The sequence below is a fragment of the uncultured Kriegella sp. genome, assembly GCF_963975415.1.
In the GTDB taxonomy this organism is placed as follows: Bacteria; Bacteroidota; Bacteroidia; order Flavobacteriales; family Flavobacteriaceae; genus Kriegella.
This window is the reverse complement of the sequence record NZ_CAXBGN010000003.1, coordinates 567,695-587,397: the sequence shown is the minus strand read 5'-3', so window position 1 is coordinate 587,397 and position 19,703 is coordinate 567,695. Positions and strand designations below refer to the sequence as shown.

24 protein-coding genes are annotated in these 19,703 nt (G+C 38.3%); 4 read left to right on the top strand and 20 right to left on the bottom strand.

The features are described 5' to 3' along the window. Positions 1–343: 343 nt before the first annotated feature. The 6 genes from AACZ88_RS09255 to AACZ88_RS09230 form a co-directional block, all read right to left on the bottom strand. On the bottom strand, positions 344–2,932 hold the full coding sequence (locus AACZ88_RS09255) for an ATP-binding protein (RefSeq protein WP_339709169.1): 2,589 nt from the start codon (positions 2,930–2,932) through the stop codon (positions 344–346). A 6-nt stretch (positions 2,933–2,938) separates the two neighbouring features. After that, positions 2,939–3,406, bottom strand: coding sequence for a response regulator (locus AACZ88_RS09250; RefSeq protein ID WP_339709168.1), 468 nt, complete (start codon positions 3,404–3,406; stop codon positions 2,939–2,941). After that, positions 3,403–3,963 (bottom strand): AraC family transcriptional regulator, encoded by a 561-nt coding sequence (locus AACZ88_RS09245; RefSeq protein WP_339709167.1) that lies wholly within the window; start codon positions 3,961–3,963, stop codon positions 3,403–3,405. Before AACZ88_RS09245 ends, AACZ88_RS09250 begins: the two co-directional genes overlap by 4 nt. 333 nt (positions 3,964–4,296) lie before the next feature. Further along, positions 4,297–4,635, bottom strand: a complete 339-nt coding sequence (locus tag AACZ88_RS09240) for a hypothetical protein (RefSeq protein WP_339709166.1) — start codon at positions 4,633–4,635, stop codon at positions 4,297–4,299. 100 nt (positions 4,636–4,735) lie between these two features. Continuing rightward, entirely contained in the window at positions 4,736–4,930 is a 195-nt protein-coding gene (locus AACZ88_RS09235; protein ID WP_339709165.1) for a hypothetical protein, read from the bottom strand. Positions 4,931–4,954: 24 nt separating this feature from the next. Beyond that, the gene (locus AACZ88_RS09230) at positions 4,955–5,116 is read right to left on the bottom strand and encodes a DUF1328 domain-containing protein (protein ID WP_339709164.1); all 162 of its coding nucleotides are present in this window, start codon (positions 5,114–5,116) and stop codon (positions 4,955–4,957) included. A gap of 285 nt (positions 5,117–5,401) precedes the next feature. On the opposite strand from AACZ88_RS09230, the gene AACZ88_RS09225 reads away from it, so the two are divergent. After that, positions 5,402–6,433, top strand: coding sequence for a helix-turn-helix transcriptional regulator (locus AACZ88_RS09225; RefSeq protein ID WP_339709163.1), 1,032 nt, complete (start codon positions 5,402–5,404; stop codon positions 6,431–6,433). A 129-nt stretch (positions 6,434–6,562) separates the two neighbouring features. On the opposite strand, the gene AACZ88_RS09220 is transcribed toward AACZ88_RS09225, so the two are convergent. Continuing rightward, positions 6,563–7,012 carry a PA2169 family four-helix-bundle protein gene (locus AACZ88_RS09220; protein WP_339709162.1) on the bottom strand — a complete coding sequence of 150 codons (450 nt, stop codon included), beginning with the start codon at positions 7,010–7,012 and terminating at the stop codon, positions 6,563–6,565. A 136-nt stretch (positions 7,013–7,148) separates the two neighbouring features. Then, positions 7,149–8,231, bottom strand: coding sequence for a DNA topoisomerase IB (locus AACZ88_RS09215; RefSeq protein WP_339709161.1), 1,083 nt, complete (start codon positions 8,229–8,231; stop codon positions 7,149–7,151). A 343-nt stretch (positions 8,232–8,574) separates the two neighbouring features. Here AACZ88_RS09215 and AACZ88_RS09210 point away from each other — a divergent pair, with 343 nt between their 5' ends. After that, positions 8,575–8,781, top strand: a complete 207-nt coding sequence (locus tag AACZ88_RS09210) for a hypothetical protein (RefSeq protein WP_339709160.1) — start codon at positions 8,575–8,577, stop codon at positions 8,779–8,781. Positions 8,782–8,827: 46 nt separating this feature from the next. Here the strand turns inward: AACZ88_RS09210 and AACZ88_RS09205 are convergent, their stop codons facing one another. From AACZ88_RS09205 to AACZ88_RS09185, 5 genes are all read right to left on the bottom strand, one after another. Beyond that, positions 8,828–9,739, bottom strand: coding sequence for a mechanosensitive ion channel (locus AACZ88_RS09205; RefSeq protein ID WP_339709159.1), 912 nt, complete (start codon positions 9,737–9,739; stop codon positions 8,828–8,830). Position 9,740: 1 nt separating this feature from the next. Next, the gene (locus AACZ88_RS09200; protein ID WP_339709158.1) at positions 9,741–11,564 is read right to left on the bottom strand and encodes an SLC13 family permease; all 1,824 of its coding nucleotides are present in this window, start codon (positions 11,562–11,564) and stop codon (positions 9,741–9,743) included. 50 nt (positions 11,565–11,614) lie between these two features. Continuing rightward, positions 11,615–12,223, bottom strand: a complete 609-nt coding sequence (locus tag AACZ88_RS09195) for a nitroreductase family protein (RefSeq protein WP_339709157.1) — start codon at positions 12,221–12,223, stop codon at positions 11,615–11,617. Positions 12,224–12,419: 196 nt separating this feature from the next. Next, the gene (locus AACZ88_RS09190) at positions 12,420–13,436 is read right to left on the bottom strand and encodes an AI-2E family transporter (RefSeq protein WP_339709156.1); all 1,017 of its coding nucleotides are present in this window, start codon (positions 13,434–13,436) and stop codon (positions 12,420–12,422) included. Between the two features lie 24 nt (positions 13,437–13,460). Continuing rightward, on the bottom strand, positions 13,461–13,700 hold the full coding sequence (locus AACZ88_RS09185) for a Rho termination factor N-terminal domain-containing protein (RefSeq protein ID WP_339709155.1): 240 nt from the start codon (positions 13,698–13,700) through the stop codon (positions 13,461–13,463). Positions 13,701–13,949: 249 nt separating this feature from the next. Here AACZ88_RS09185 and AACZ88_RS09180 point away from each other — a divergent pair, with 249 nt between their 5' ends. Continuing rightward, a complete protein-coding gene (locus AACZ88_RS09180; protein ID WP_339709154.1) occupies positions 13,950–14,135 on the top strand; it encodes a CsbD family protein in 186 nt (61 codons plus the stop codon). Positions 14,136–14,304: 169 nt separating this feature from the next. Here AACZ88_RS09180 and AACZ88_RS09175 read toward each other — a convergent pair whose 3' ends face one another. From AACZ88_RS09175 to AACZ88_RS09165, 3 genes are all read right to left on the bottom strand, one after another. After that, positions 14,305–14,847 (bottom strand): ferritin, encoded by a 543-nt coding sequence (locus AACZ88_RS09175; protein WP_339709153.1) that lies wholly within the window; start codon positions 14,845–14,847, stop codon positions 14,305–14,307. Positions 14,848–14,865: 18 nt separating this feature from the next. Then, positions 14,866–15,327 (bottom strand): PA2169 family four-helix-bundle protein, encoded by a 462-nt coding sequence (locus AACZ88_RS09170; protein WP_339709152.1) that lies wholly within the window; start codon positions 15,325–15,327, stop codon positions 14,866–14,868. A gap of 123 nt (positions 15,328–15,450) precedes the next feature. Further along, positions 15,451–16,377 (bottom strand): YihY/virulence factor BrkB family protein, encoded by a 927-nt coding sequence (locus AACZ88_RS09165; protein WP_339709151.1) that lies wholly within the window; start codon positions 16,375–16,377, stop codon positions 15,451–15,453. A gap of 211 nt (positions 16,378–16,588) precedes the next feature. Between AACZ88_RS09165 and AACZ88_RS09160 the strand changes: the two genes are divergently transcribed. Then, positions 16,589–18,055: a sulfatase gene (locus tag AACZ88_RS09160; RefSeq protein WP_339709150.1), complete on the top strand. Its 1,467-nt coding sequence runs from the start codon at positions 16,589–16,591 to the stop codon at positions 18,053–18,055. Between the two features lie 49 nt (positions 18,056–18,104). Here the strand turns inward: AACZ88_RS09160 and AACZ88_RS09155 are convergent, their stop codons facing one another. The 4 genes from AACZ88_RS09155 to AACZ88_RS09140 form a co-directional block, all read right to left on the bottom strand. Next, complete coding sequence (locus AACZ88_RS09155; RefSeq protein ID WP_339709149.1) at positions 18,105–18,278, bottom strand: hypothetical protein; 174 nt, start codon at positions 18,276–18,278, stop codon at positions 18,105–18,107. Between the two features lie 2 nt (positions 18,279–18,280). Then, the gene (locus tag AACZ88_RS09150; protein WP_339709148.1) at positions 18,281–18,592 is read right to left on the bottom strand and encodes a type II toxin-antitoxin system RelE/ParE family toxin; all 312 of its coding nucleotides are present in this window, start codon (positions 18,590–18,592) and stop codon (positions 18,281–18,283) included. Beyond that, the gene (locus AACZ88_RS09145) at positions 18,585–18,839 is read right to left on the bottom strand and encodes a type II toxin-antitoxin system ParD family antitoxin (protein WP_339709146.1); all 255 of its coding nucleotides are present in this window, start codon (positions 18,837–18,839) and stop codon (positions 18,585–18,587) included. The genes AACZ88_RS09150 and AACZ88_RS09145 overlap by 8 nt, the downstream gene beginning before the upstream one ends. Before the next feature lie 73 nt (positions 18,840–18,912). Further along, positions 18,913–19,674 carry a ThuA domain-containing protein gene (locus AACZ88_RS09140; protein WP_339709145.1) on the bottom strand — a complete coding sequence of 254 codons (762 nt, stop codon included), beginning with the start codon at positions 19,672–19,674 and terminating at the stop codon, positions 18,913–18,915. Positions 19,675–19,703 lie beyond the last annotated feature (29 nt).

The following is a 19,703-nucleotide window of genomic DNA, read 5'->3' as shown; positions in this document are numbered from 1 at the left end:
TCCGTTTTCGGTTCGGGTTTCATTTTTTTGGTTCAAATGAACCATACACATGTACTTTCTCAATTTTAACTTTAATAGATTTTTCATTTTCACATCTCTATTTTGGTGTACTTTATCCGATTATTTTGAACGTTCAACGGAGTTATTGAGATTAATACTGTAAAGATCGATAGGAAGACCATGTTCTGTCTTACACAATTTTCGTATTGTGTTATAGAATTATTCTTTTCGGGTCAAAATGCCGTTAAAAAATTCTTAATTGGGGTGATACCGTGAATAGAAAAAGAAGAAATTGTATAAAAACGCGTTGAGAGATGCTGGAACGACTATGGCATAAATATGGCTAACTTGGCAAATAGATAATAAACGCCGAACCTTTACCAAGTTCACCGGTAGCATAAATGAAACCGTGGTGGTTCTCAGCAATTTTTTTACATATTGCCAAGCCGATGCCCGTTCCCGAATATTCTGTTCTCTGGTGTAAGCGCTGAAAGACTTCAAATATTTTTTCTGAATTTTCGGAAGAAAAGCCGATACCATTATCTAAAACAGTAATCTTATGATAATGCTTGCTCGATTTAATAAAGTTTTGCGGTACCTGTTCTCTATGAACTTTTTCCCATTTCAAAACAATTTTCAAATCGACTTTGGTATCTCGATATTTTAAGGCATTCGAAATCAAATTCGAGAACAGTTGTTCCATCTGAAAAACGACCCCCCTTATCGTTGGCAGTTTTTCACAAGTAATTGTTGCCTTGGTTTCCTTAATTCTAACGGCTAGGTCATCTTCAACTTTTTCAAGTACCAAGTTCAGGTCGACCTTTTCAAAATCATCATGGGTCACATCAATTCTCGAATAGGTCAACAAATTACGGATAAGGGATTGCATACGATTTGCCGCATTATTCACCTTGCCAAGATAACTGCGTGACTTTTCATTAAGTCTGCTAAGGTTTTCATTGTCGATACGTGAAAGAAACAATTGTATTTTGCGCAGCGGTTCTTGTAAATCATGGCTAGCTACCCTATTAAAAGACTCTAATTCTGCATTGTTACGTTTCAGCTCAAAATTTCGCGCACGCAAATCTTCATCTGCTTTTACCATATTGGTAATATCTTGTACAACCCCCACAGATACCGGCCGACCATTTCGTTTAATAAACCTACCCTCTAAATGCAGGTGCTTTACCTCTCCCGCCTTCGATATGATTCTATAATCATGAACTTCCGACTGTCCATTTTCAGTGGTCTGGCGGCCCAAAGTATCATATTTTTCTAAATCATCTGGATGAACAAATTCTCTGTAATTACTAAAAGTAACTTCGAAAGAATCTGGTTCATATCCTAAAATATTGTAGAAATTATCGGATATGTTAGCACTGCCGTCATCAAGATACCACATATAGCTACCTATGCTCGCAACATTTTCGGCATCTTTAAATATGGAGTTTTGCACCCGTAACTTTTCGTTTACTTCTTGAATTTTTCTTTTTGATTTCTTCTCCTTTGTGATGTCCCTGGAGGTTATCGTAATACTCTCATCACATTTAATAGCCGTACCATGAAACCACATTTTCCGGCCATCTTTTTCATATGAGGTTTCATATTCCATTTTTTTATCCTCCATGAAACACGTAACCATCTTTTCAAAAACACCCGTGGTAAAAATTGTTGGCGTTGCTTCCGAAACCCTTTTACCGACCATATCGATTGGTGTCTTTTGAAGAACATCTTGAATTTGTTCATTTATGAACAAAAATTCGAAATCGATAATAAATCCTGAATCATCAATTATCGGTTTAAAAGACATAATAACATTTTCGGTACTTTGCAAGATACCCGCCAAAAACGATTCGGTGTCTTTCAGTACCCGATTTTGACCTACCAGTTCTTGATTTACCAACCGCAACTTTTCTTCCCCTTCTTTCTCAACGGTAACATTTCTAGCCGTTTCCATTATCCCCTTAGATACGGGATTGACAATTGATTTGAACCACATTTTATTGCCATTAATAGAAAGCTCTCGATCAAAACCCACTTTTTCCTGCTCCTCAAAACTCCGTACCAAATCTTCAAACTCTCCGTTCAACGAGAAATGCGGAAATACTTTTGAAACACGTTCTCCCATAATTTCCTCCGGGGGCAACCCTAAATAATCCCTGTTGCACTCATTGGCAAAAACAATTCGAAAATCGACTATGTTCTCAGAACCATCATATATCGGTTCGTAATAATTGACTATATTATCAGTGCTTGCCAGAAGATTTCGCATAAAGGCGTCGGAAGCCCGAAGCCGCCTTTTGTTGGCATATATTTTAGTGAAAGAAAGCCCGAAAACTACCAGGGCAAAAAATGCCATGAGTAACGAGGTTAATGGTGTCAGCGACCTTCGTGAAGCATAATCGACTTTTCTTTGGATCATGACCCTATGCTCTTCCAATAACATCTGGTCTTTAATTGCCCGTATCTTTTCTAATGTCTCGGAAATTAACATTAGTTTTTTGTGCGTACTCGCCCGGTTCAATTTTTGAGGTGTGCTATTCTCAAAATCGATCAACGCCTCGTAGAACGTCTCTTGCAAATGACCTATACTGTCGAGTCTTTCTTTTTGAACTTCATTATTTTCTAAAATAATGTATAGGTCATTAAACGCCGTGGTACTTGCCAACTTATAGTCTTGCCACGATGAATTTGAAAGTTCTTCCCCTAAAAGAATAGTCCTGAATTTTTCCGATTCCATTCGCGCATATAGCGAAAATAATTTCTCGATACCATTATCGACCTCTAAGGTCAAGGCAATGCCATCTGCAGACTGTTGAAGTCTCTTTATTTGTTTATACGTAATACTGGCCGTAAACAACAGTATGGCCACTGCTACAATGAGCAGAACTACATAAGTTTTTGAAGAAGAAGTAACCTTTGTAAAATCCATTCCATTCTATATGCGATATAAAAAGTTGTCGCGATTCAGATTCGAAGTGTGATATTGCCAATTAATCTGCAATACTTTTTCGATGGCCTCTCGTAATTTACGAAAATCATTGGGTTTATTGATATAGATATTGGCGCCGTTGATAAAAGTTTGCTCAACATCTTTCTCTGAGGAAGAGGTGGAGTAGATAGCGACCGCCATTGCATTCAACATGGGGTTCTTACGTATCTCCATTAGACATTGCATTCCGTTTTTTATGGGCATATTTAAATCTAAGAATACCAGGTTGGGCAATAATATATTCGGTAGCGTAAGATAGTCCATAAGTTCTTGACCATTATTAAAGGTAGAAAGTTTTGTCTGTATCGCTATCTCTTCAATTGCTTCTCTAAACAGCATTCTGTCATCTTCATCATCATCGGCAAGGGCGACATTGAGAATCTTGACGTTCGTATTCAGGGTATTCAAATTCATGCGGGATGTATGCTGTTTTGTTTCCGTTTTTCAATAATTTTCTGAAAAGCAGTCGGCGTAAGTCCTGTTGTTTTTTTAAACTGCCCCGACAAATGTGCCACACTGCTATAATTCAGTCGAAAAGCAATTTCGGTCAATGTGAGATCTGTATTCGTTATTAGTTCTTTGGCGTGATCCACTTTTCTTAGAATTATAAAATTTTCTATAGAGGTATATGTGTTTTCAGAAAAAAGGTTCGACAAATAAGTGTACGAGTAATTTAATTTATCTGCTAAGTACGTAGAAATTTTCTGAATCCTAGCCATATCATCTTCCAACATGTCGTCAATGGCATATTTGATGCGTTGCACCAAGGCCATTTTAGGGTCGTCAATAATTTCAATGCCGTATTTTTTTAGCGCCGTCGCCAAAGCTTCACGTTGTTCATCGGAAAGGTTTTGATCGATTTCCAATTCCCCCAAACTTTGTATACTAAAGGGTATACCCAATTTTTCGAATTGTTCTTTCAGAACAGCTCTACAAATAAAATCGGAATCATATTTAATACATACTCTCATCTATCAATCTTAGCTTTTTTGTAAGCACCTTTTGGGAAAGATAGTGACAAATATGATATAAAATCAGATATTATAGTAACAAATTAAGTGGCTTTTTGACCACTATTGAACCTTTAATTGAAAAAAGAGTGTCATGGAACATGTGTTTTACAGTTTGATACGAAGAATAAAACTGAAAAACAGCACTTGAAAAGAAAGCGGGCTACATGGTTATGATGATATCTCAATATCTAAATAGCATAATCAATAATTTTCACCGCCTTAAATATGGAAAAGTTAGTTAAGGTAATGTCTCGTGTGTCGTTAGAAGCGACTAGTACTAATAAAACTTTATTATTTTAAATTCAAATCGGCCTTATCGGAAATATTTTCTTCGGGAATTTCCTTAAAAAAAGATGCTGCTTCTGGATCGGCATTGGGGCCGTAAGCCTGCAAAAAAGTTCCTTTTTCGCCATTTTCCGTTTTTAATACGTATAATATCGACAGATCAGACGGATTGCTCATGCCCTCATACCTATGCTCCCCAGTAATATATACTTCCTTGGGCGAAAACTCAACTTTGCTTTCAGACGCCACCAACTTCCCAGATTTAAAATAGAAGTTGGCAGTATAACCTTTATCCTGATATTTTTCTATTAAATTTTTTTCATGTTTCGGAAACTTATTATCCATATCTAAATTTTTACATATTGAGTTTTCAGTAAAAGGCAAACCCACTCCTAAGAAATTGCCTCCCCTTTACTTTTTAATCTTTTTTCTCTGCTGGCATCCATCAATTATCATCGGTGGCATCATCGATTTCATCTTCAATTTCTTCGACACCTTCCTCAATTTTATCGCCTGCATCATCTACAGCGTCCTCGATTTGGTCTCCGGCATCTTTTTTATCCTCTCTACAACTTGTAAATGTCGATAATGACATTGAAGTCATTAGCGCAAATAGAAATATATAAACTGCTCGTTTCATTTTTTATGGATTTTAAATTATTTATTAAAGTTTTCTTCTTCCGGTAATCAACGATACAACCAGAAGCACCAGAAATATGTAAAATAATATTTTAGCAATATCTGCAGCACCTTCGGCTATTCCTCCAAAGCCAAAAACCGCGGCTATGATTGCCAAAATGATAAATGTAACTGTCCAACGTAGCATAGTTTTGTTTTTAAGTGGTTTATAATTCGTGATTATTTATATGATATGAATCAAAGATGTTGTTTTTATCCCATAGCTAATGATCACATCCAATTTGATGTTAACTCATTTGAATTTTTCTTGTGAGATAGTAAAAAATAGCCGTTCTTGGATTTTTCAGCAGGCACTATTATATTGCTTGAGCGTTTTTGTCAACAACTTGGTACGAACACCAGCTATCGTTTCGCACCTTTATACTAGCCAACAAGTACGGGTATCAATTAAATGTAAAACGACCATCGACCAATGAGTCTTACCATAGAACTACACGATTCGACCATAGCGCATATTTTCTGCGATTTGGCCAAAAAATTGAAGAATGATTATGAAGAATCGGAGAATGAATATTGTATTCGCCTACCGAAAAAACTGGGTTCCGGATTCATAAAAGGCACCCATTTCACCCATGGAATCGGAGTGCTGGAATTTGATTTTTTACTGAATGAAGAGCTTGTACTCGAATACCAGAAAGGATTAGTTCACCCCCTTAAATTATTGTTCAACCGCGAATCTACTATTTTTCACACATTCGAAACCTCTGACGAGACACATGAAATTCAGCGATTAGAGAGTGTCATTTTAGCGAGTACGCCCCAAGACAATCACACCTTTACCTTTCCCGCCAACGAACCCATTTGCGTTTACAGCCTTGAAATCAATAGAAAATTATTCGAAGAAAAAATAAGTGATTTTCTGGCCGACATGAATGATGACCTCATGACCCTGTTCAGGGACCTAAATGGCACCCAAAGTTTTTACCATAAGGAATACTATAGCCTCGATATAGCTAAATATCTAGAAGAGTTTACCGAATGTGACCTTTTAGATTTTATGAAAGTCGTATATCAAGAAGGCAAAGCATACGAAATACTATCGCACCAATTGCAACAATATCTAGATGACCTTAACGGAACGGGAAATCATAAGATTACACGAAAAGCAACACTTGATAAAATTGAAAATGCGGCAGAAATCATTAAATCGGAGTTAGACCAAATGGACAATATAGTTACTATTGCCAAAAGAGTTGGCCTTAACCAAAACACGTTACAGCAAGGGTTCAAAAGGCTTTATAAAACTTCGGTCAATGAGTATATACGTAACTTTAGAATAGAAAAAGCGAAAGAACTACTCGAGAACACCGACATGAATATTACTCAAATTAGCTACAAAATAGGTATCAATTCTAGAAGTTATTTCTCCAAATTATTTAAGAAACGGTATGGGGTTTCCCCAAAAGAATACTACAATCAAATCAATAAAGGATCGGAAGAATAGTGAAGTTTTAATTTTACTTCGGTCTACGAATTTATTGTGCTTTCAACGCACTAAAAAATGGCGCAAAGTTTTTGCGCCATTTTTTCAATGAAAATTTTCTAAAAGCATTTTCAGCTTTGGTTGCATACATCAAGAGGCATCTTCCAACCTTTTAATAGTATTCAAGTCACTCGCTATCTGATTTCGTTGCTGTGCAAGCAAGGTAGCCGTGCTCGGTGGTAAATTGATCTCTTTGAGCACATCATCATACTCTTCAATAGCCGATTTCTCTCCGGCAATGGCAGCCGTCAACATTGATTCATCATTGTCTGATGAGAAGAATGCTTCTATATCCATCCAAGTACGGTGCATCGCACCCTCTACGCTTCCCCCCTCTTCTATTTCCTGTCCGAAATTTTGAATTTCACTTCTAAGGTTGTGTGCAAAATTGCTACGCTCAATCGCCTTCTTTTTAAAATAAGCTATTAAATCAAAGCTCTTGGCATTTTCAGAAGCCTTTTTGAAACCCTTCTCGGCATCATAAGTTTTTGCTAGCAGCGCATTCAGTTTCTCTCCAACTATTTCTGTATAAGTACTCATTATATTGCGTTTTTAATTAGCGATCAACTTTTTTTTGGATGCTCATCGCATTACATCCTACATTTTTAAAATTAAGGGAAGTATCGTTGCCAGGTTTATTCGAAAAATCAAATTATTGCTCCATTTGATGCGGCACTTACAGTTTAGGTCTATAGGATTCCATAATTTTGAGCATAGCCCTTTCGGTTGGAGTAAAATACGCCGCAGTGCTTGTATCGTTTGCGATTAAGGAAAAGTACTTTTTTATAGAACCATCTTCATATTTGGAAACCAAATAAGGATGAACATAATACTTGCGGCATACGTTTCTGGTGTTGCCAAGTGCCGCAGCCGCATTATCAAATCCCAACAAAATATTTTTATGGTTTTTTTCAGGATTCGGTTCATAACCTAAATCAATTAAAGTATCAAAAAACACCACCGATGCGGCCCAAGTCCGAAAATCTTTTGCGGTAAAGAACTGTCCACTCACAGCATGCAAATATTCATTTACCATTGAACTATCGAGCTGTTGTTTATTGCCTTCACTGTCATAATATTGAAAAAGTTCCCAGCCTGGTATCTCTTCACAACGACTGACCAATCGTATCAGCTTTTTATTGCGAACGGTCACGCTATGTTTTTTACCTTTCTTGCCTACGAATTCGAACTTGAGTTTATTTTTATGAAGATTTACATGTCGCTTTCGTAAAGTTGAAAGGCCATACGATTTATTACGCTTGGCATATTGAACGTTGCCTATTCTGATATGGGTTTCTTCCATAAGACGAACTACCAATGCAACCACTTTGGAGCTAGGCCAACCTTTTTGATCTAAATCGGAATCTACCTGCTTTCGTATTTTCGGTAAATGTTGACCGAATTGAGCCATTTTATAAAATTTCGTTTGATTTCTAATCTTAACCCAATTGGCGTGGTACTTATATTGTTTGCGGTTTTTATCGTCTCTTCCTACAGCCTGCAAGTGTCCGCTTGGTAAGTGCGTTATCCTTACTTTTTCCCATGCGGGAGGAATAACCAAGTTTTCGATACGTTCAAGCTGCCTCTTATCTTTGACCGGCTTATTTTTAAGCTTATAAACAAATTCATCCCCATCGCGCAAACGACTTATGCACAATTTTTTATCATCGACATAAACAAGGTTAAGCTGACTTACGACACGTTCAGGTTCGGTCATCAATTGGTTTAGAAATTCTTTGCGCGTTGTTTTAGCAGTCATTTCGATTCAGTATTGCGGGGGAATATGTTTTTATTTGAACACCTATTAAAACTACCATTTACTTCAAAAAAAATTGCGCTTAAAAGAAAACATAGTTAACACGTTCGATGCACATCTATCAATTATAGCCGAATCATTTACGCTATTATTTTTCTTTATCGGGGCAGACCAATAGGTATGGAGAACCTATCTTGAAAAATTGAAAAGAGTATTGATATTTCGAAACAGAAAGTTCAAAAGCTGAACAGCTGAAATAAACTTTTGCAAGGCGAAGTATCGATTTCTTGAAATTAAAAATCGCATCAATACGTGATTCGATAGTCTAACTTAAAACATTTAAAAAATGAACACCCAGAACAGAGACAAAAAAGAAAATGATTTTGACACGGAGCTGGTCAAAGAAGAAAGAAAAAGCACCCGCAACTACATTTTTCAAAAAAATAATATTACCAAATCGGGCACCCTCATTATTGTTGTATTATTACTGATAGTAATCATAGGGATAGTGGTTTCGGGCATATTTTTTGAAGCTCCCACAAAAAACCCATAAGAAACTTCTTATGGGTTGCCGAATAATGAATGGTCGTATTATCTATTTAAGATTCACCGTTCTTATCTTGTGTCACCAGTTGTAAGTTGTTCTTTCCAAAATCCAGGGTTCTGATAGGGAAAGGAATATTGATTCCTTTAGCATCGAAATTACTCTTGATCAACTTTACAGCTTTATGCCTAGCGGTATGCTCTTGTTTACTTTTTACCATATCTATCCAAAATCGGGTCATAAAATTAATGGAACTGTCACCAAACTCCGTAAAAAAGAACTCTACTTCTTCCCCATCCTTTTGTTCGAAGTTCTCGGCAATAATGCTTACCACTAAATCTTCCACCTCTTGCAGGTTACTCTCGTAACCAACTCCGCAAGTAACCGCGATCCTACTTCTATCGCTTACCGAATAATTAACAAAAGAACCATCGACAAATTTTGAATTCGGAACAATAACATAGTTATTGTCGGGTCTGCGGATAACAATATTTCGAAGACTAATCTCCGAAACAAAACCCGAAGTACCCTCGGTTTCAATATAATCGTCAATATTCAATCTTGGCATAAAGGAAAGTATCAAGCCTCCAAAGGTATTGCTTAATGTTCCCTGCAGGGCAAGACCAATGGCCAGGCCTATTACACCGGCACCCGCTAAGATACTGGTAAGCACCTTGTCCAGTTCGAGCACCCCCAAAGCGATAAAGAAGCCCACCAAAATTACAATTAGAAAAACTACCTTGGCAATAATGTCTTGAATGGAAACTTGACTAATCCGATGGAGCAGAAATTTGCGTAAAAGATTACGAACTCCCTTCGCAATAAAATAAAAAAGGATCATTACCAATATGGCCATCACTATATTAGGGAGCTTGAGAATAATGGCATCAAGCCAACCGTCCAATTTGTCCCACAGTTTTCCAATGGCATCTTCAACCGAAAATTTGTTCTGTAATATAATACTCATGTTATAAAAGTTTAGTTAGAAGGAGTGTTCCCATTACCCAAAGAATCAAGGAAAGTATTCCTCCAATTAATAAAAAGTGTTGAAATTTATAATTTCCCAACCCGTATATCAAGGCGTTGGTTTGATATCCTACGGGAGTGAAAAAGCTAAAATTAGCTGCGAACATCACCGCCAATATGAAGGGTTTAAAATCAAGTTTCAAACCTTGTGCGACAGCAATGGCTATGGGTGTCATGATAATGGCAGTAGCATTATTGCTGACTACCCCGCTCATTACCATAGTAACTAAAAACAGGGTTCCGATTATCACGATATTCGATTGGCCCTCTAAAAATCCCAGCAATTTTGAAGAGACCCACATATCGGCGCCGGTATTGTGCATGGCAATCCCCAGCGGTATCATACCTGCCAATAAAAAGAAGATCTGCCAGTTGACCTTTTTATAAACAACGTTCAAATCTAAATTATTAGTCAATAGTAACAGACAAACCCCGGCCAGGGCACTTACCATTATCGAGAGTACACCCGTAGCCGCCAAGGCAACGACCAATATTAAAACTAGCAGGGAAAAGTACCTCTTAAAAGAAGACAACCTACTAACTGAGTCGAACGACTGTAACAAAACCACGTTTTCCATTGCCTCAAGAGCCTGAAGGTTTTGTTTTTCCACTTCTACCAACAAACGATCACCGGGCTTTAATACCAAGCTATTTGTATTGCTGCGCACCAGTCTTTCACCGATTTTAGTCAAGGTTTTCCGTTTTTTAATCGCAATGGGTATGGCATCGTGTAACATATAGCGTCTCAAGTTGCCCAAAGTTTTTCCTAAAAGGGAAGCTCCCGGCAGCATGAGTAGCTCAATAAAAACACGTTCGTCCAATTCCGATGACTTCGATGTTATACCCTCACCTTCCTCTGTTTGTTGACTAATCAAATAGTCATTTTCGTTTATACCAAGATTTTCAGATTCGTGCAATCGCGATAAATTCTGTAAATCACACATGACGAGAAGTTCGTCATCTTTCACCAATGTAATATACTTTCCCGGGGAATTATGCGCCTTATTATTGCGGGTAAGCTTTAGAAGCGAAATTTCGGGATGCTCATAAAAAAAGGTTTCCTCTATTTTTTTGCCTATCAATTTCGACCCCTCTTTGATTAAAATATTGGTAATATAATTATTGATATTATAATCTTCCCGTAGGCTTTTATTCTTTCCCCAAGGCAACCATCGAAGCGCCAATGTAAGGTATACTATAGCAACAGAAAGAAAGACGAGCCCTAGCATCGTAAATTCAAAAAAACCCAACTTGTCAGCCCCTAAATCTTTTGCTACTGAATTAACGATCAAATTGGTCGAAGTACCCATCAAGGTACATGACCCACCGATAATACCCGCAAAAGAAATCGGAAGCAGTAATTTAGATTGTGAAATATTGAATTTTTCCGATAGTTGATTGATAATTTTAATAAAAACAATGACCACCGCCGTGGTACTTATAAAAGCAGAGATACCTGCCGTTACAATCATAAAAACAGGAGCCATAAAATACAGTGGTAATGCCTTTATTTTTCCCATTCCCGAGGTTAGCCAATTAATCACCCCATTTTCTTCCATGGCTATAGCCAACATCATTAATGCCAAGACGGCTATGGTCGCACTGTTCGAAAAACCGCTAATCGCTTCCTCAGGGGAAACCAAACCCAACAAAGCCAAGGATACTATTATAAAAAAAGCAACCTTGTCTACCGGAAATATTTCCAAAGCAAAAAGCACTACGGTTACCAGCAGTACCAGAAATACTAAAATAATATTCAATTCCATAGGTAGTTGCGCTCAAAACATGCATCAAATCTGAAAGTTCAATGGAAAGTTCAATGGAGTTTCCAATTATTTTCAAAAGCAAAATCGGTCTGAGTCATTCGTTCTCTCGTCGCTTTTTCTTTTTCTTGTAAATCTATAGGCAATTTATCAAGTTCTCCACCGAAGTAACCAAGCGCGATTGCCGTGCATACTTGAAATCCTTCAGGAATATCAAAGACTTCATCAGCGGCCTTGCGGTCAATCCCTGCCATGTGGTGCAGGGCAATACCCAAATACTGGGCTTGAACCGTCATGTTTCCAAGACTCAAGCCCAAATCATGCAGTGCGTGAAAATTTTCGTTCCCGCCTTCCATTTTAACCTTGTAAACACTCAATAAAAGTAAGGGGGCAAAGGATGCCCATTTTTTATTGCCTTCACTCAGACATTCCGCTATTTTATCATATGCCTCAGAGCCTCTTTCTGCATAAATAAACCGCCAAGGCTGAATATTGTAACAACTAGCAGACCATCGTACGGCTTCAAAAAGTTGTCTCAGGTGTTCTTTCTGTATCGATTCATCCTTAAACGTTCGTGGACTATAACGTTGTTTCAACAAAGCAAATATCTCATACTGCGTATCTGCAATATTGCTTAATCGAATTTGTTCTTCTTCTGTCATTATCTTTTTTTCTCATGACCTTCTAGAACTATTGTTTTTAGAAAGCCGCTGATTTGGTAATCTATTAACGATATTACATATTGTTTAAACCAACGGTTGACCCAATACCTTTTTATATTAATGCGTTTGCACTGAAGTCTAAAAAGAAAATACAATGAAGCAGAATTTGGATGGGTACATTTAAAGTCGATCTTCTTCAAAAAGCATCTCCTTTCCCGTATTCACTCTTATAGATTTTCACAACAACGAGAAATAGACTTATCAGCAAGGGACCAAAAATCAAACCGATAAAACCAAATATCGGCACACCTACAACCACGCCAATTATGGTAATTAAAGGATGAACATTATCTAACCTTTTGAGTGCGTACATTCTAAAAACGTTATCGGTAGAACCGACGATAATAATACCATATAACAAAATTGCCCATGCTTGAAAGATATCGCCATTAGAAATTGTTAGAATAAATACGGGGACAATACCGAGCATGGCCCCAACAAAAGGCACCATAGAACCAATAGTTATAATAACGGCCCAGAAAAAGGGTTCTTTAATCCCAAAGATGAGTAAACCTACCAAACCGACAACACCCTGTGCTATTGCAACCAACGGTATGCCAAGTGCGTTAGATCGCACCATGGCCCGTATCTCTTGGCCTATAAGCTGTAGGTTATCTTTCGCAACCGGAATGTAATCAAACAAAGATTCTCGTAACTGGCGACGGTTCGTCAGCATATAATACAACATAAAATACATAATGCCTATGGCTATAACGGTATTGAAAGTTCCCCCGGCCAAACTTTGTAAATTCGTAGAAAGCCACGAAGATATTCCCGAAACATCAATTTGAGAAGACAGGTCGTAACCCAAACGCTCTTCCCATATTCCCAGCTGCTGCTTTACCGCCTTTACCACCCGCTCGGAATTATCAACGGCCTCGCCAACTTTGTTTCCCAAAAGAAGTACGATTCCCGCAACTGGCACTAAAATACAAATGAAGGAAAGTAGCAATAAAAGACTCGCGGCCAAATTTGCATTCCACCCCTTTTTCACCAATTTCGACATCGGTTTTCTTAAAAGCACATAAATTGTCACGGCGCCTAACACACCGGAAAGATAAGGGAGCATAGCATTGAAAATCAAGCCCCCCAAAATTAGAATTAGCAACAACACAAAAAGTTGTCGAATGACTTTTGGATTAATGAAGTTCATAGTTGGGGCCCGCCTTTAGTTATTTTAATTGTTGCGTAATGCTTCAATAAGTTCTTTTTTGTTCATTTTTGATCTACCCTCTATCCCTACATTTTTTGCCTGGTCATAAAGTTCATTTTTGGTCCATTCTTCATAAGGCTGGGCTTTTCCTCCTTTTTTTCCCGCATCTGGCGTATTGGCGATACGCGCTGATTTCTCTTTACTGTACCCCTTATCACGAAGGGCTTCATATTGTGCTTCGTTTTTTATTCTAGGATTTGGCATCGTTGAAAATTTAGATTAAAAAATAGTGTTTCATTTTCACCTCAAATATTATCAAAAACCAAAAGAAAGATTTAATGCATTCAAGGCAATTATTACCCCAAAAAAATACTTTCAAAACTTCTTTTTGCAAGTTGTTTACAAGGACTTAATCACGTCAAAAATCAGCGTGAAACAGTTAACCAATGCGGCAATAAACGAATACTTTAGAGGAAGTAATTATTAATTTATTAACCCAAAATATTAGAAACTATGAATAGTGATCAATTAGAAGGCAAATGGAAACAAATCAAAGGTAAGTTCAAACAAAAATATGGTGATGTTACCGACAACGATACCACTTTTGCCGAAGGAAAGTTCGATGAAATGCTAGGACGGTTACAAGAAAAAACCGGAAAAAAGAAAGAAGAACTTAAAAGAGAAATCGAAGAATGGTAGCAACCATTTTTTGATTGGTGTTGATTTAAGTCCCCGACTTTGGTTGGGGACTTTTTTTGTTGTTTAGTTGCAATTCAGCGAAATTACATAGAAGTAGAAAGGAGGCCATTTAAACGCATCTGCATTCTAATGGCCTCCTTTTTCTTATTTCTTCCAACCAGCGTCAACGCTAGATTTCTTCATCTCGAGGAATCACGGCCTCTTGGGGCGCCTTGGCCAAATCTTTATCCATTTCATAAAGATTGAGGTTTCCTTCACCCTTTTTAGTGGCCAATGAATATTTGTCGATGACACCGTTGATCAAGGTTTCTTCCTCGATTTGCTCTTGAACGAACCACTGGGCAAAACTAAAAGTGGCCCAGTCTTTTTCTTTATGTGCAAGATTCACAATTTTGTCAATTTGTTCCGAATTATCGATTTCATGCTTTAAGATTTTTTTTAAGCAGTCTTCGATATTTTTAGGATTTTCGGGTGGTGCCTTGATCGCTTCTATTTTGGTACTTCCGCCCCGATCATTGATGTACTTTAAAATTTTGAACATATGTTCCCGTTCTTCATTCATGTGGCCGTACAGAAATTCTGAAATACCAGGAAAGCCATTTACTTCTGCCCATGAGGCATATGAAAGATATACCTGGGCCTGAAAGGCTTCCCGTGTCATCTGATCGTTCAAGGCTTTTTCCAAAGCATCTGAAATTCGTTTTGTTTTCATGTTTTTATTATCTGTTACTTATTGCTTTTCATAGTCTAAATCTTTCACCCCCATAATCAAAGCGAGTCCGTAGTCGATTTGAGCCATTTGAGAAGTCAACAAAGCGATTGTCGACCGGGGTAAGTCTTTTTCTTTCAATACTTCTTTGTATTCCTCCAATGCTACTTTCTCACCACGAATCGCTTCCTCTAGCATCGCCTCGGCATGATCTTTTGAAAAAAGTGATTTGATGTCCATCCAAGTGCGGTGCGCGTCTCCGGCCAACGTTCCATTATCTTTATAGCCTTCACCAAAAGCATTGATCTCTCTTTTAAGTTCATTTATAAAACGATGGCGGTCTAAGGCTCTTTCATTGAACCAAGTCGCCAATGACCTTACCTCACAGTTCTCTGCCGCTTTGCCGAATCCTTTCTCGGCATCGTATGTTTTTTCTAGAATAGCATTCAGTTTTCGACCGATTACTTCTGTATATTTTTCCATTTTACACACCTTTAAAAACCATTTTCAAAGTTATTCCTATACCTGTTCAATTTCGGTTTCAATCGAATATATCATTGATTCATTTGAATAGCATTTGATGGCTACATTTCGACGATTGGGTTGTTACACTTCCGTTTTACCATTTTTGGCCACAACTTTCTGCGCTATAGAACTCGGTTCGATACCAAGCCCATACCTTTTTGCATATACCCATGTAAATTCAGCGCCAAAGAACAATATAAGACACGAATACGAAACCCAAAGCAGTATTAAAACTATGGTTCCGGCAGCACCATACGTAGAACCCGGGTTGGCCTCTCCGAAGTATACTCCCAAAAGAAATTTACCAAATACGAAGAGAATTGATGTTATCAACGAGCCGATCCAAACTGTTTTCCAGCGTATTTTCGCATCGGGCAAGTATCTAAAAATTAATGCAAAAAGCACGGTTATAATGCCCACGGATACTACGATATCGATCGCATAGGCGATATACACGATAGCATCGGGCAATATACTGCGTATGTAGTTATTCAAGACAGAAATAGCCGTAGTCATCAAAAAACTGACCAGCATTAGAAAACCGATGGCGAGTATAAAGGCAAAACTTCGTGCCCTATCTAAAAACATTTTTTTTATACTTGCATTGGTATCGGGTTTAATTTTCCATATTTGATTTAGAGACAACTGTAAATGATAAAAAACCCCGGTGGCCCCGAAAATCAAGGTTCCTATACCCAAGATGGTGGCGATGGTACTTTTGCCGTTATTTTGTGTTTCTATCATCATCGTTTGAATGGCGTCGGCGGCATCTCTTCCCAAAGCCCCGGAAATTTCGTTTGTCAATTGCCCTTGAACAATTTCAACGCCCCAGACCGAACCAACAAGATTGATAATAATTACCAAAAGTCCGGGTAGTGAGAGTACGGCGTAATATGCGACCACGGCACTAAGCCGAAATGGGTCATCGGCATCCCATGCTTTGTAGGTATCAACTATCAAAGATGGAAAGTCGGAAAATTTGAATTTTGAGCGAGTATCACCCTCCATAGCCATAGATTTTAACTAAATGTACAGTACCCGCTTTAATTCTTTAATCGTATTGCGATAATTATTGTTCGAAATAAAAGGAGTATCTCATACGGCCCGTCCGAAATTTGCAACAAGCACTTAAATTTTTCTTAGGATAATCATTTAGGTCTTACAAAATCAGAGCATTGTGTTTTTGAAAAAGTTTTATCTTAAGGCTTCAATAGTAACCATGACTTTTCATTTGAATAAAAGATTTCAGTTAATTGTGTTGATTGTGGTGTGTAGCATAATATCAACTCGATGCGACACCGTTACCGACCATAGACCGAATATTCTATTCATTGCCGTTGACGATCTTGCTTCAAAAGTCAATAGCTATGATAATCCGTTGGCCAAAACCCCGAATTTCGACCGGTTGGCAGCCATGGGTGTTCAATTCAACAATGCGTATTGCCAACTTCCTTTGTGCAACCCGACCAGGGCCTCGGTGCTTACGGGGTTGCGCCCTGATGTCATAAAAGTATATGATTTAGACCGACATTTTCGAGATGAAGTACCTGATGTCGTTACACTTCCCCAGCTTTTCCGAGAAAACGGTTGGTGGACTGGAAGAGTTGGCAAACTCTACCACTACGATGTACCTGCAGGTATTGGCACTAATGGATTGGACGACCCCCAATCATGGGACGAAGTTTTTAACCCCAAGGGTCGAGATACAGAGGAAGAAAACCTTATTACCAATACCGAACCCCATAAAAAGATAAGCGCGGCGCTTAGCTGGCTAAAAGCCGATGGAAAAGATGCGGAACAGACCGATGGCATGACCGCTGATATTACAATTGAATTACTTAAAAAGAAGAAGAACAGTCCCTTTTTTCTTGGTGTCGGATTTTTTAGACCCCACACACCGTATGTAGCCCCAAAACGTTATTTCGACCTATACCCGATCGATTCATTGCAATTACCCATTTTTCCCTTGGATGACAGACTTGATATGCCTGCTGCCGCTTTTGCCCATAACAATCCCATTTCAAATTATGGCTTGAACAAAGCCGTTTGCATAGAAGCCATGCAAGCCTATTATGCCAGTGTCTCTTTTGTAGACGCACAAATAGGAAAAATCTTGAATACGCTCACTGAAGAAGGTCTTGCCGATAATACCATCATCGTATTATGGAGTGATCATGGCTATCATCTAGGGGAGCATAACGGAATTTGGCAAAAACGTACCCTTTTTGAAGAGTCTGCGAATGCACCTTTGATTATTTACAATCCAAATGCTAAAGGGAACGGTATAAAAAGTGACCAAATTGTCGAATTCGTCGATATCTATCCGACCATTGCGGCACTTTGCAATTTAAAGATTCGCGGGGAACAAGATGGCCGAAATTTGGTTCCCTTACTCGATAATCCGAAGCTAAAATGGGAAGGGAAGGCCTTTACCCAAATCCTAAGACCTGGTGATGGAAAACCCTTTATGGGAAGAAGCCTAAGAACCGATAGATGGCGGTATACGGATTGGAACAAGGGGGAACTTGGAACCGAACTGTACGATCACTCTAAAGACCCACAAGAATTTAACAACCTTGCTTTAAACCCAGACTATACCCATATTATTCAAGAATTAAAGGAAGTTGTGGATAAAAAAATAAAAGGTGATGTACCGACATCACCTTTTAATACGGACCGATTGTAGCGTGTCACCGAGATTTTCACTGCTCGAAAAGTAACATCAGGGTCATCGTTTATTTAGACTTTGAAAGTTTACTATCGGCCAAGACATCTGCTAAAATAAAAAGGAGGCAACCCATACCTATGAGCATCATATGTTCCAAATATAAAAAGTAGCCCAATAAGGTCAAAAGCATTGATACAAAAAACCAATTTCTGTTACGTGCAGTAATTTTGAGTCTTTTCATAATCATAGTTTATTAAGACTTGAAAGGTGTCTATTAAAATCCATTCTTTCGCCCAAAATACGAACGATTAAAATTCCGGCACTTGTTCTTTTAAAAAAAACGATATGTGCTTTACATCTATAGCGAAGCAGCAGTATTGCATCCTTATGCAAATAAGGTCTTCCGATCTCCGGTCGTTCGGTCAAGTATTGAAAACAAGAAATAAGACCATCTCTATACAAACGAGCTTGGTTCAATCCAAAATTCGAAATAGTGTAATCGGCAATTTTTTCGATATCCGCTACAGCACTCTTACTGAGAAGGTATTTAGCCATTCTTTTTGCCGTATCGTAATTCCGTTTCTTTCCAAATATCTTCAACGCTTTTATCACTCACTCCACTCATTAGCCCTTCTTCGAGTGCCATTTCCAATTCGATAAGGTCTTGTTGACTGGCCTGATGTGTTCTGACTAAATGCCTTATATATTCACTATCGTTCGTGAAGTCTCCTTGTTCTACCTGTTTCTTTATCCAATCATCCTGTTGTTCCGTAAACGTAATCGATTTTCTAACCACTCCCATAACACCAATATTATTACTATTGATGTAATTTAATAATTCTGGAGATTGTACACAACTATTTAACACCTTTCCCTTACTTCTTTTTAACCCAGTCCAAACTGTTTTTAAGTAGTGTCTGATACGCTTTAAGGCCGTGAGCCCGTTCATCATGCCCTAGGGTATTTCCGATAATCTTTGCTTTGGAATGTTTTACAATCCATACCACTGGAAACTCTTCGCCCGATTCCAAACCTTTGCCCACAGCGAGAACTTCAATATCAGTACCTTCGGGATCCTTTTCCCAACGGTACAATTCATCGACTATTCTAAACTTGGCAGGAACACCTTTCATTATCGGGTGGTTGGGCTTCGTTACGATGACTTCAAATTCCTGTAGTTTCTCGTGTGAGCGGGAGCCACCACCAACCAATTGTTTGTTGTACTCCGGCCAATCTTCCCAATTGTACCACGTACTGGGGTGATAAATCATCATGTTCAATTTTCCTTCGTTTACTTGATTGAAAATGGCGTTTTTCGCCGTACCGTCCAAAGGTTGGTTATTTGTCAGCATCAACACATCAACTGCGGGCACTAAAGCCCCCATCTCCTCAACATCTTGGGTATAAATTACGGTATTGCTTCCGTTTTCACTTAAGATTTCCCCATCGGCTATACCAAAGAATTTTAAAAAATCATGGGAACCGCCACCGCCTGTCACCGCGATCTTAAGGGCATTCTTCTTGGCGGCCACAAAGTGGCCTTCCGACTTATTCGTTTTATAAGCCTTCGGTAATTTTTGGGCCTTGCATCCAAATACCATTCCCAATAGCACCAAAACAATCGTTATTTTCTTCATTTTATACTAATTTACTGTTCTATAATGTT

Coding starts and splice junctions, on each gene's coding strand:
- AACZ88_RS09155 (WP_339709149.1), bottom strand. CDS start 18,278: ATGAAAAGACTCAAAATTACTGCACGTAACAGAAATTGGTTTTTTGTA.
- AACZ88_RS09160 (WP_339709150.1), top strand. CDS start 16,589: ATGACTTTTCATTTGAATAAAAGATTTCAGTTAATTGTGTTGATTGTG.
- AACZ88_RS09255 (WP_339709169.1), bottom strand. CDS start 2,932: ATGGATTTTACAAAGGTTACTTCTTCTTCAAAAACTTATGTAGTTCTG.
- AACZ88_RS09225 (WP_339709163.1), top strand. CDS start 5,402: ATGAGTCTTACCATAGAACTACACGATTCGACCATAGCGCATATTTTC.
- AACZ88_RS09205 (WP_339709159.1), bottom strand. CDS start 9,739: ATGAGTATTATATTACAGAACAAATTTTCGGTTGAAGATGCCATTGGA.
- AACZ88_RS09230 (WP_339709164.1), bottom strand. CDS start 5,116: ATGCTACGTTGGACAGTTACATTTATCATTTTGGCAATCATAGCCGCG.
- AACZ88_RS09175 (WP_339709153.1), bottom strand. CDS start 14,847: ATGAAAACAAAACGAATTTCAGATGCTTTGGAAAAAGCCTTGAACGAT.
- AACZ88_RS09190 (WP_339709156.1), bottom strand. CDS start 13,436: ATGAACTTCATTAATCCAAAAGTCATTCGACAACTTTTTGTGTTGTTG.
- AACZ88_RS09195 (WP_339709157.1), bottom strand. CDS start 12,223: ATGACAGAAGAAGAACAAATTCGATTAAGCAATATTGCAGATACGCAG.
- AACZ88_RS09240 (WP_339709166.1), bottom strand. CDS start 4,635: ATGGATAATAAGTTTCCGAAACATGAAAAAAATTTAATAGAAAAATAT.
- AACZ88_RS09215 (WP_339709161.1), bottom strand. CDS start 8,231: ATGACTGCTAAAACAACGCGCAAAGAATTTCTAAACCAATTGATGACC.
- AACZ88_RS09210 (WP_339709160.1), top strand. CDS start 8,575: ATGAACACCCAGAACAGAGACAAAAAAGAAAATGATTTTGACACGGAG.
- AACZ88_RS09165 (WP_339709151.1), bottom strand. CDS start 16,377: ATGGAGGGTGATACTCGCTCAAAATTCAAATTTTCCGACTTTCCATCT.
- AACZ88_RS09220 (WP_339709162.1), bottom strand. CDS start 7,012: ATGAGTACTTATACAGAAATAGTTGGAGAGAAACTGAATGCGCTGCTA.
- AACZ88_RS09180 (WP_339709154.1), top strand. CDS start 13,950: ATGAATAGTGATCAATTAGAAGGCAAATGGAAACAAATCAAAGGTAAG.
- AACZ88_RS09200 (WP_339709158.1), bottom strand. CDS start 11,564: ATGGAATTGAATATTATTTTAGTATTTCTGGTACTGCTGGTAACCGTA.
- AACZ88_RS09145 (WP_339709146.1), bottom strand. CDS start 18,839: ATGGGAGTGGTTAGAAAATCGATTACGTTTACGGAACAACAGGATGAT.
- AACZ88_RS09140 (WP_339709145.1), bottom strand. CDS start 19,674: ATGAAGAAAATAACGATTGTTTTGGTGCTATTGGGAATGGTATTTGGA.
- AACZ88_RS09185 (WP_339709155.1), bottom strand. CDS start 13,700: ATGCCAAATCCTAGAATAAAAAACGAAGCACAATATGAAGCCCTTCGT.
- AACZ88_RS09245 (WP_339709167.1), bottom strand. CDS start 3,963: ATGAGAGTATGTATTAAATATGATTCCGATTTTATTTGTAGAGCTGTT.
- AACZ88_RS09235 (WP_339709165.1), bottom strand. CDS start 4,930: ATGAAACGAGCAGTTTATATATTTCTATTTGCGCTAATGACTTCAATG.
- AACZ88_RS09170 (WP_339709152.1), bottom strand. CDS start 15,327: ATGGAAAAATATACAGAAGTAATCGGTCGAAAACTGAATGCTATTCTA.
- AACZ88_RS09250 (WP_339709168.1), bottom strand. CDS start 3,406: ATGAATTTGAATACCCTGAATACGAACGTCAAGATTCTCAATGTCGCC.
- AACZ88_RS09150 (WP_339709148.1), bottom strand. CDS start 18,592: ATGGCTAAATACCTTCTCAGTAAGAGTGCTGTAGCGGATATCGAAAAA.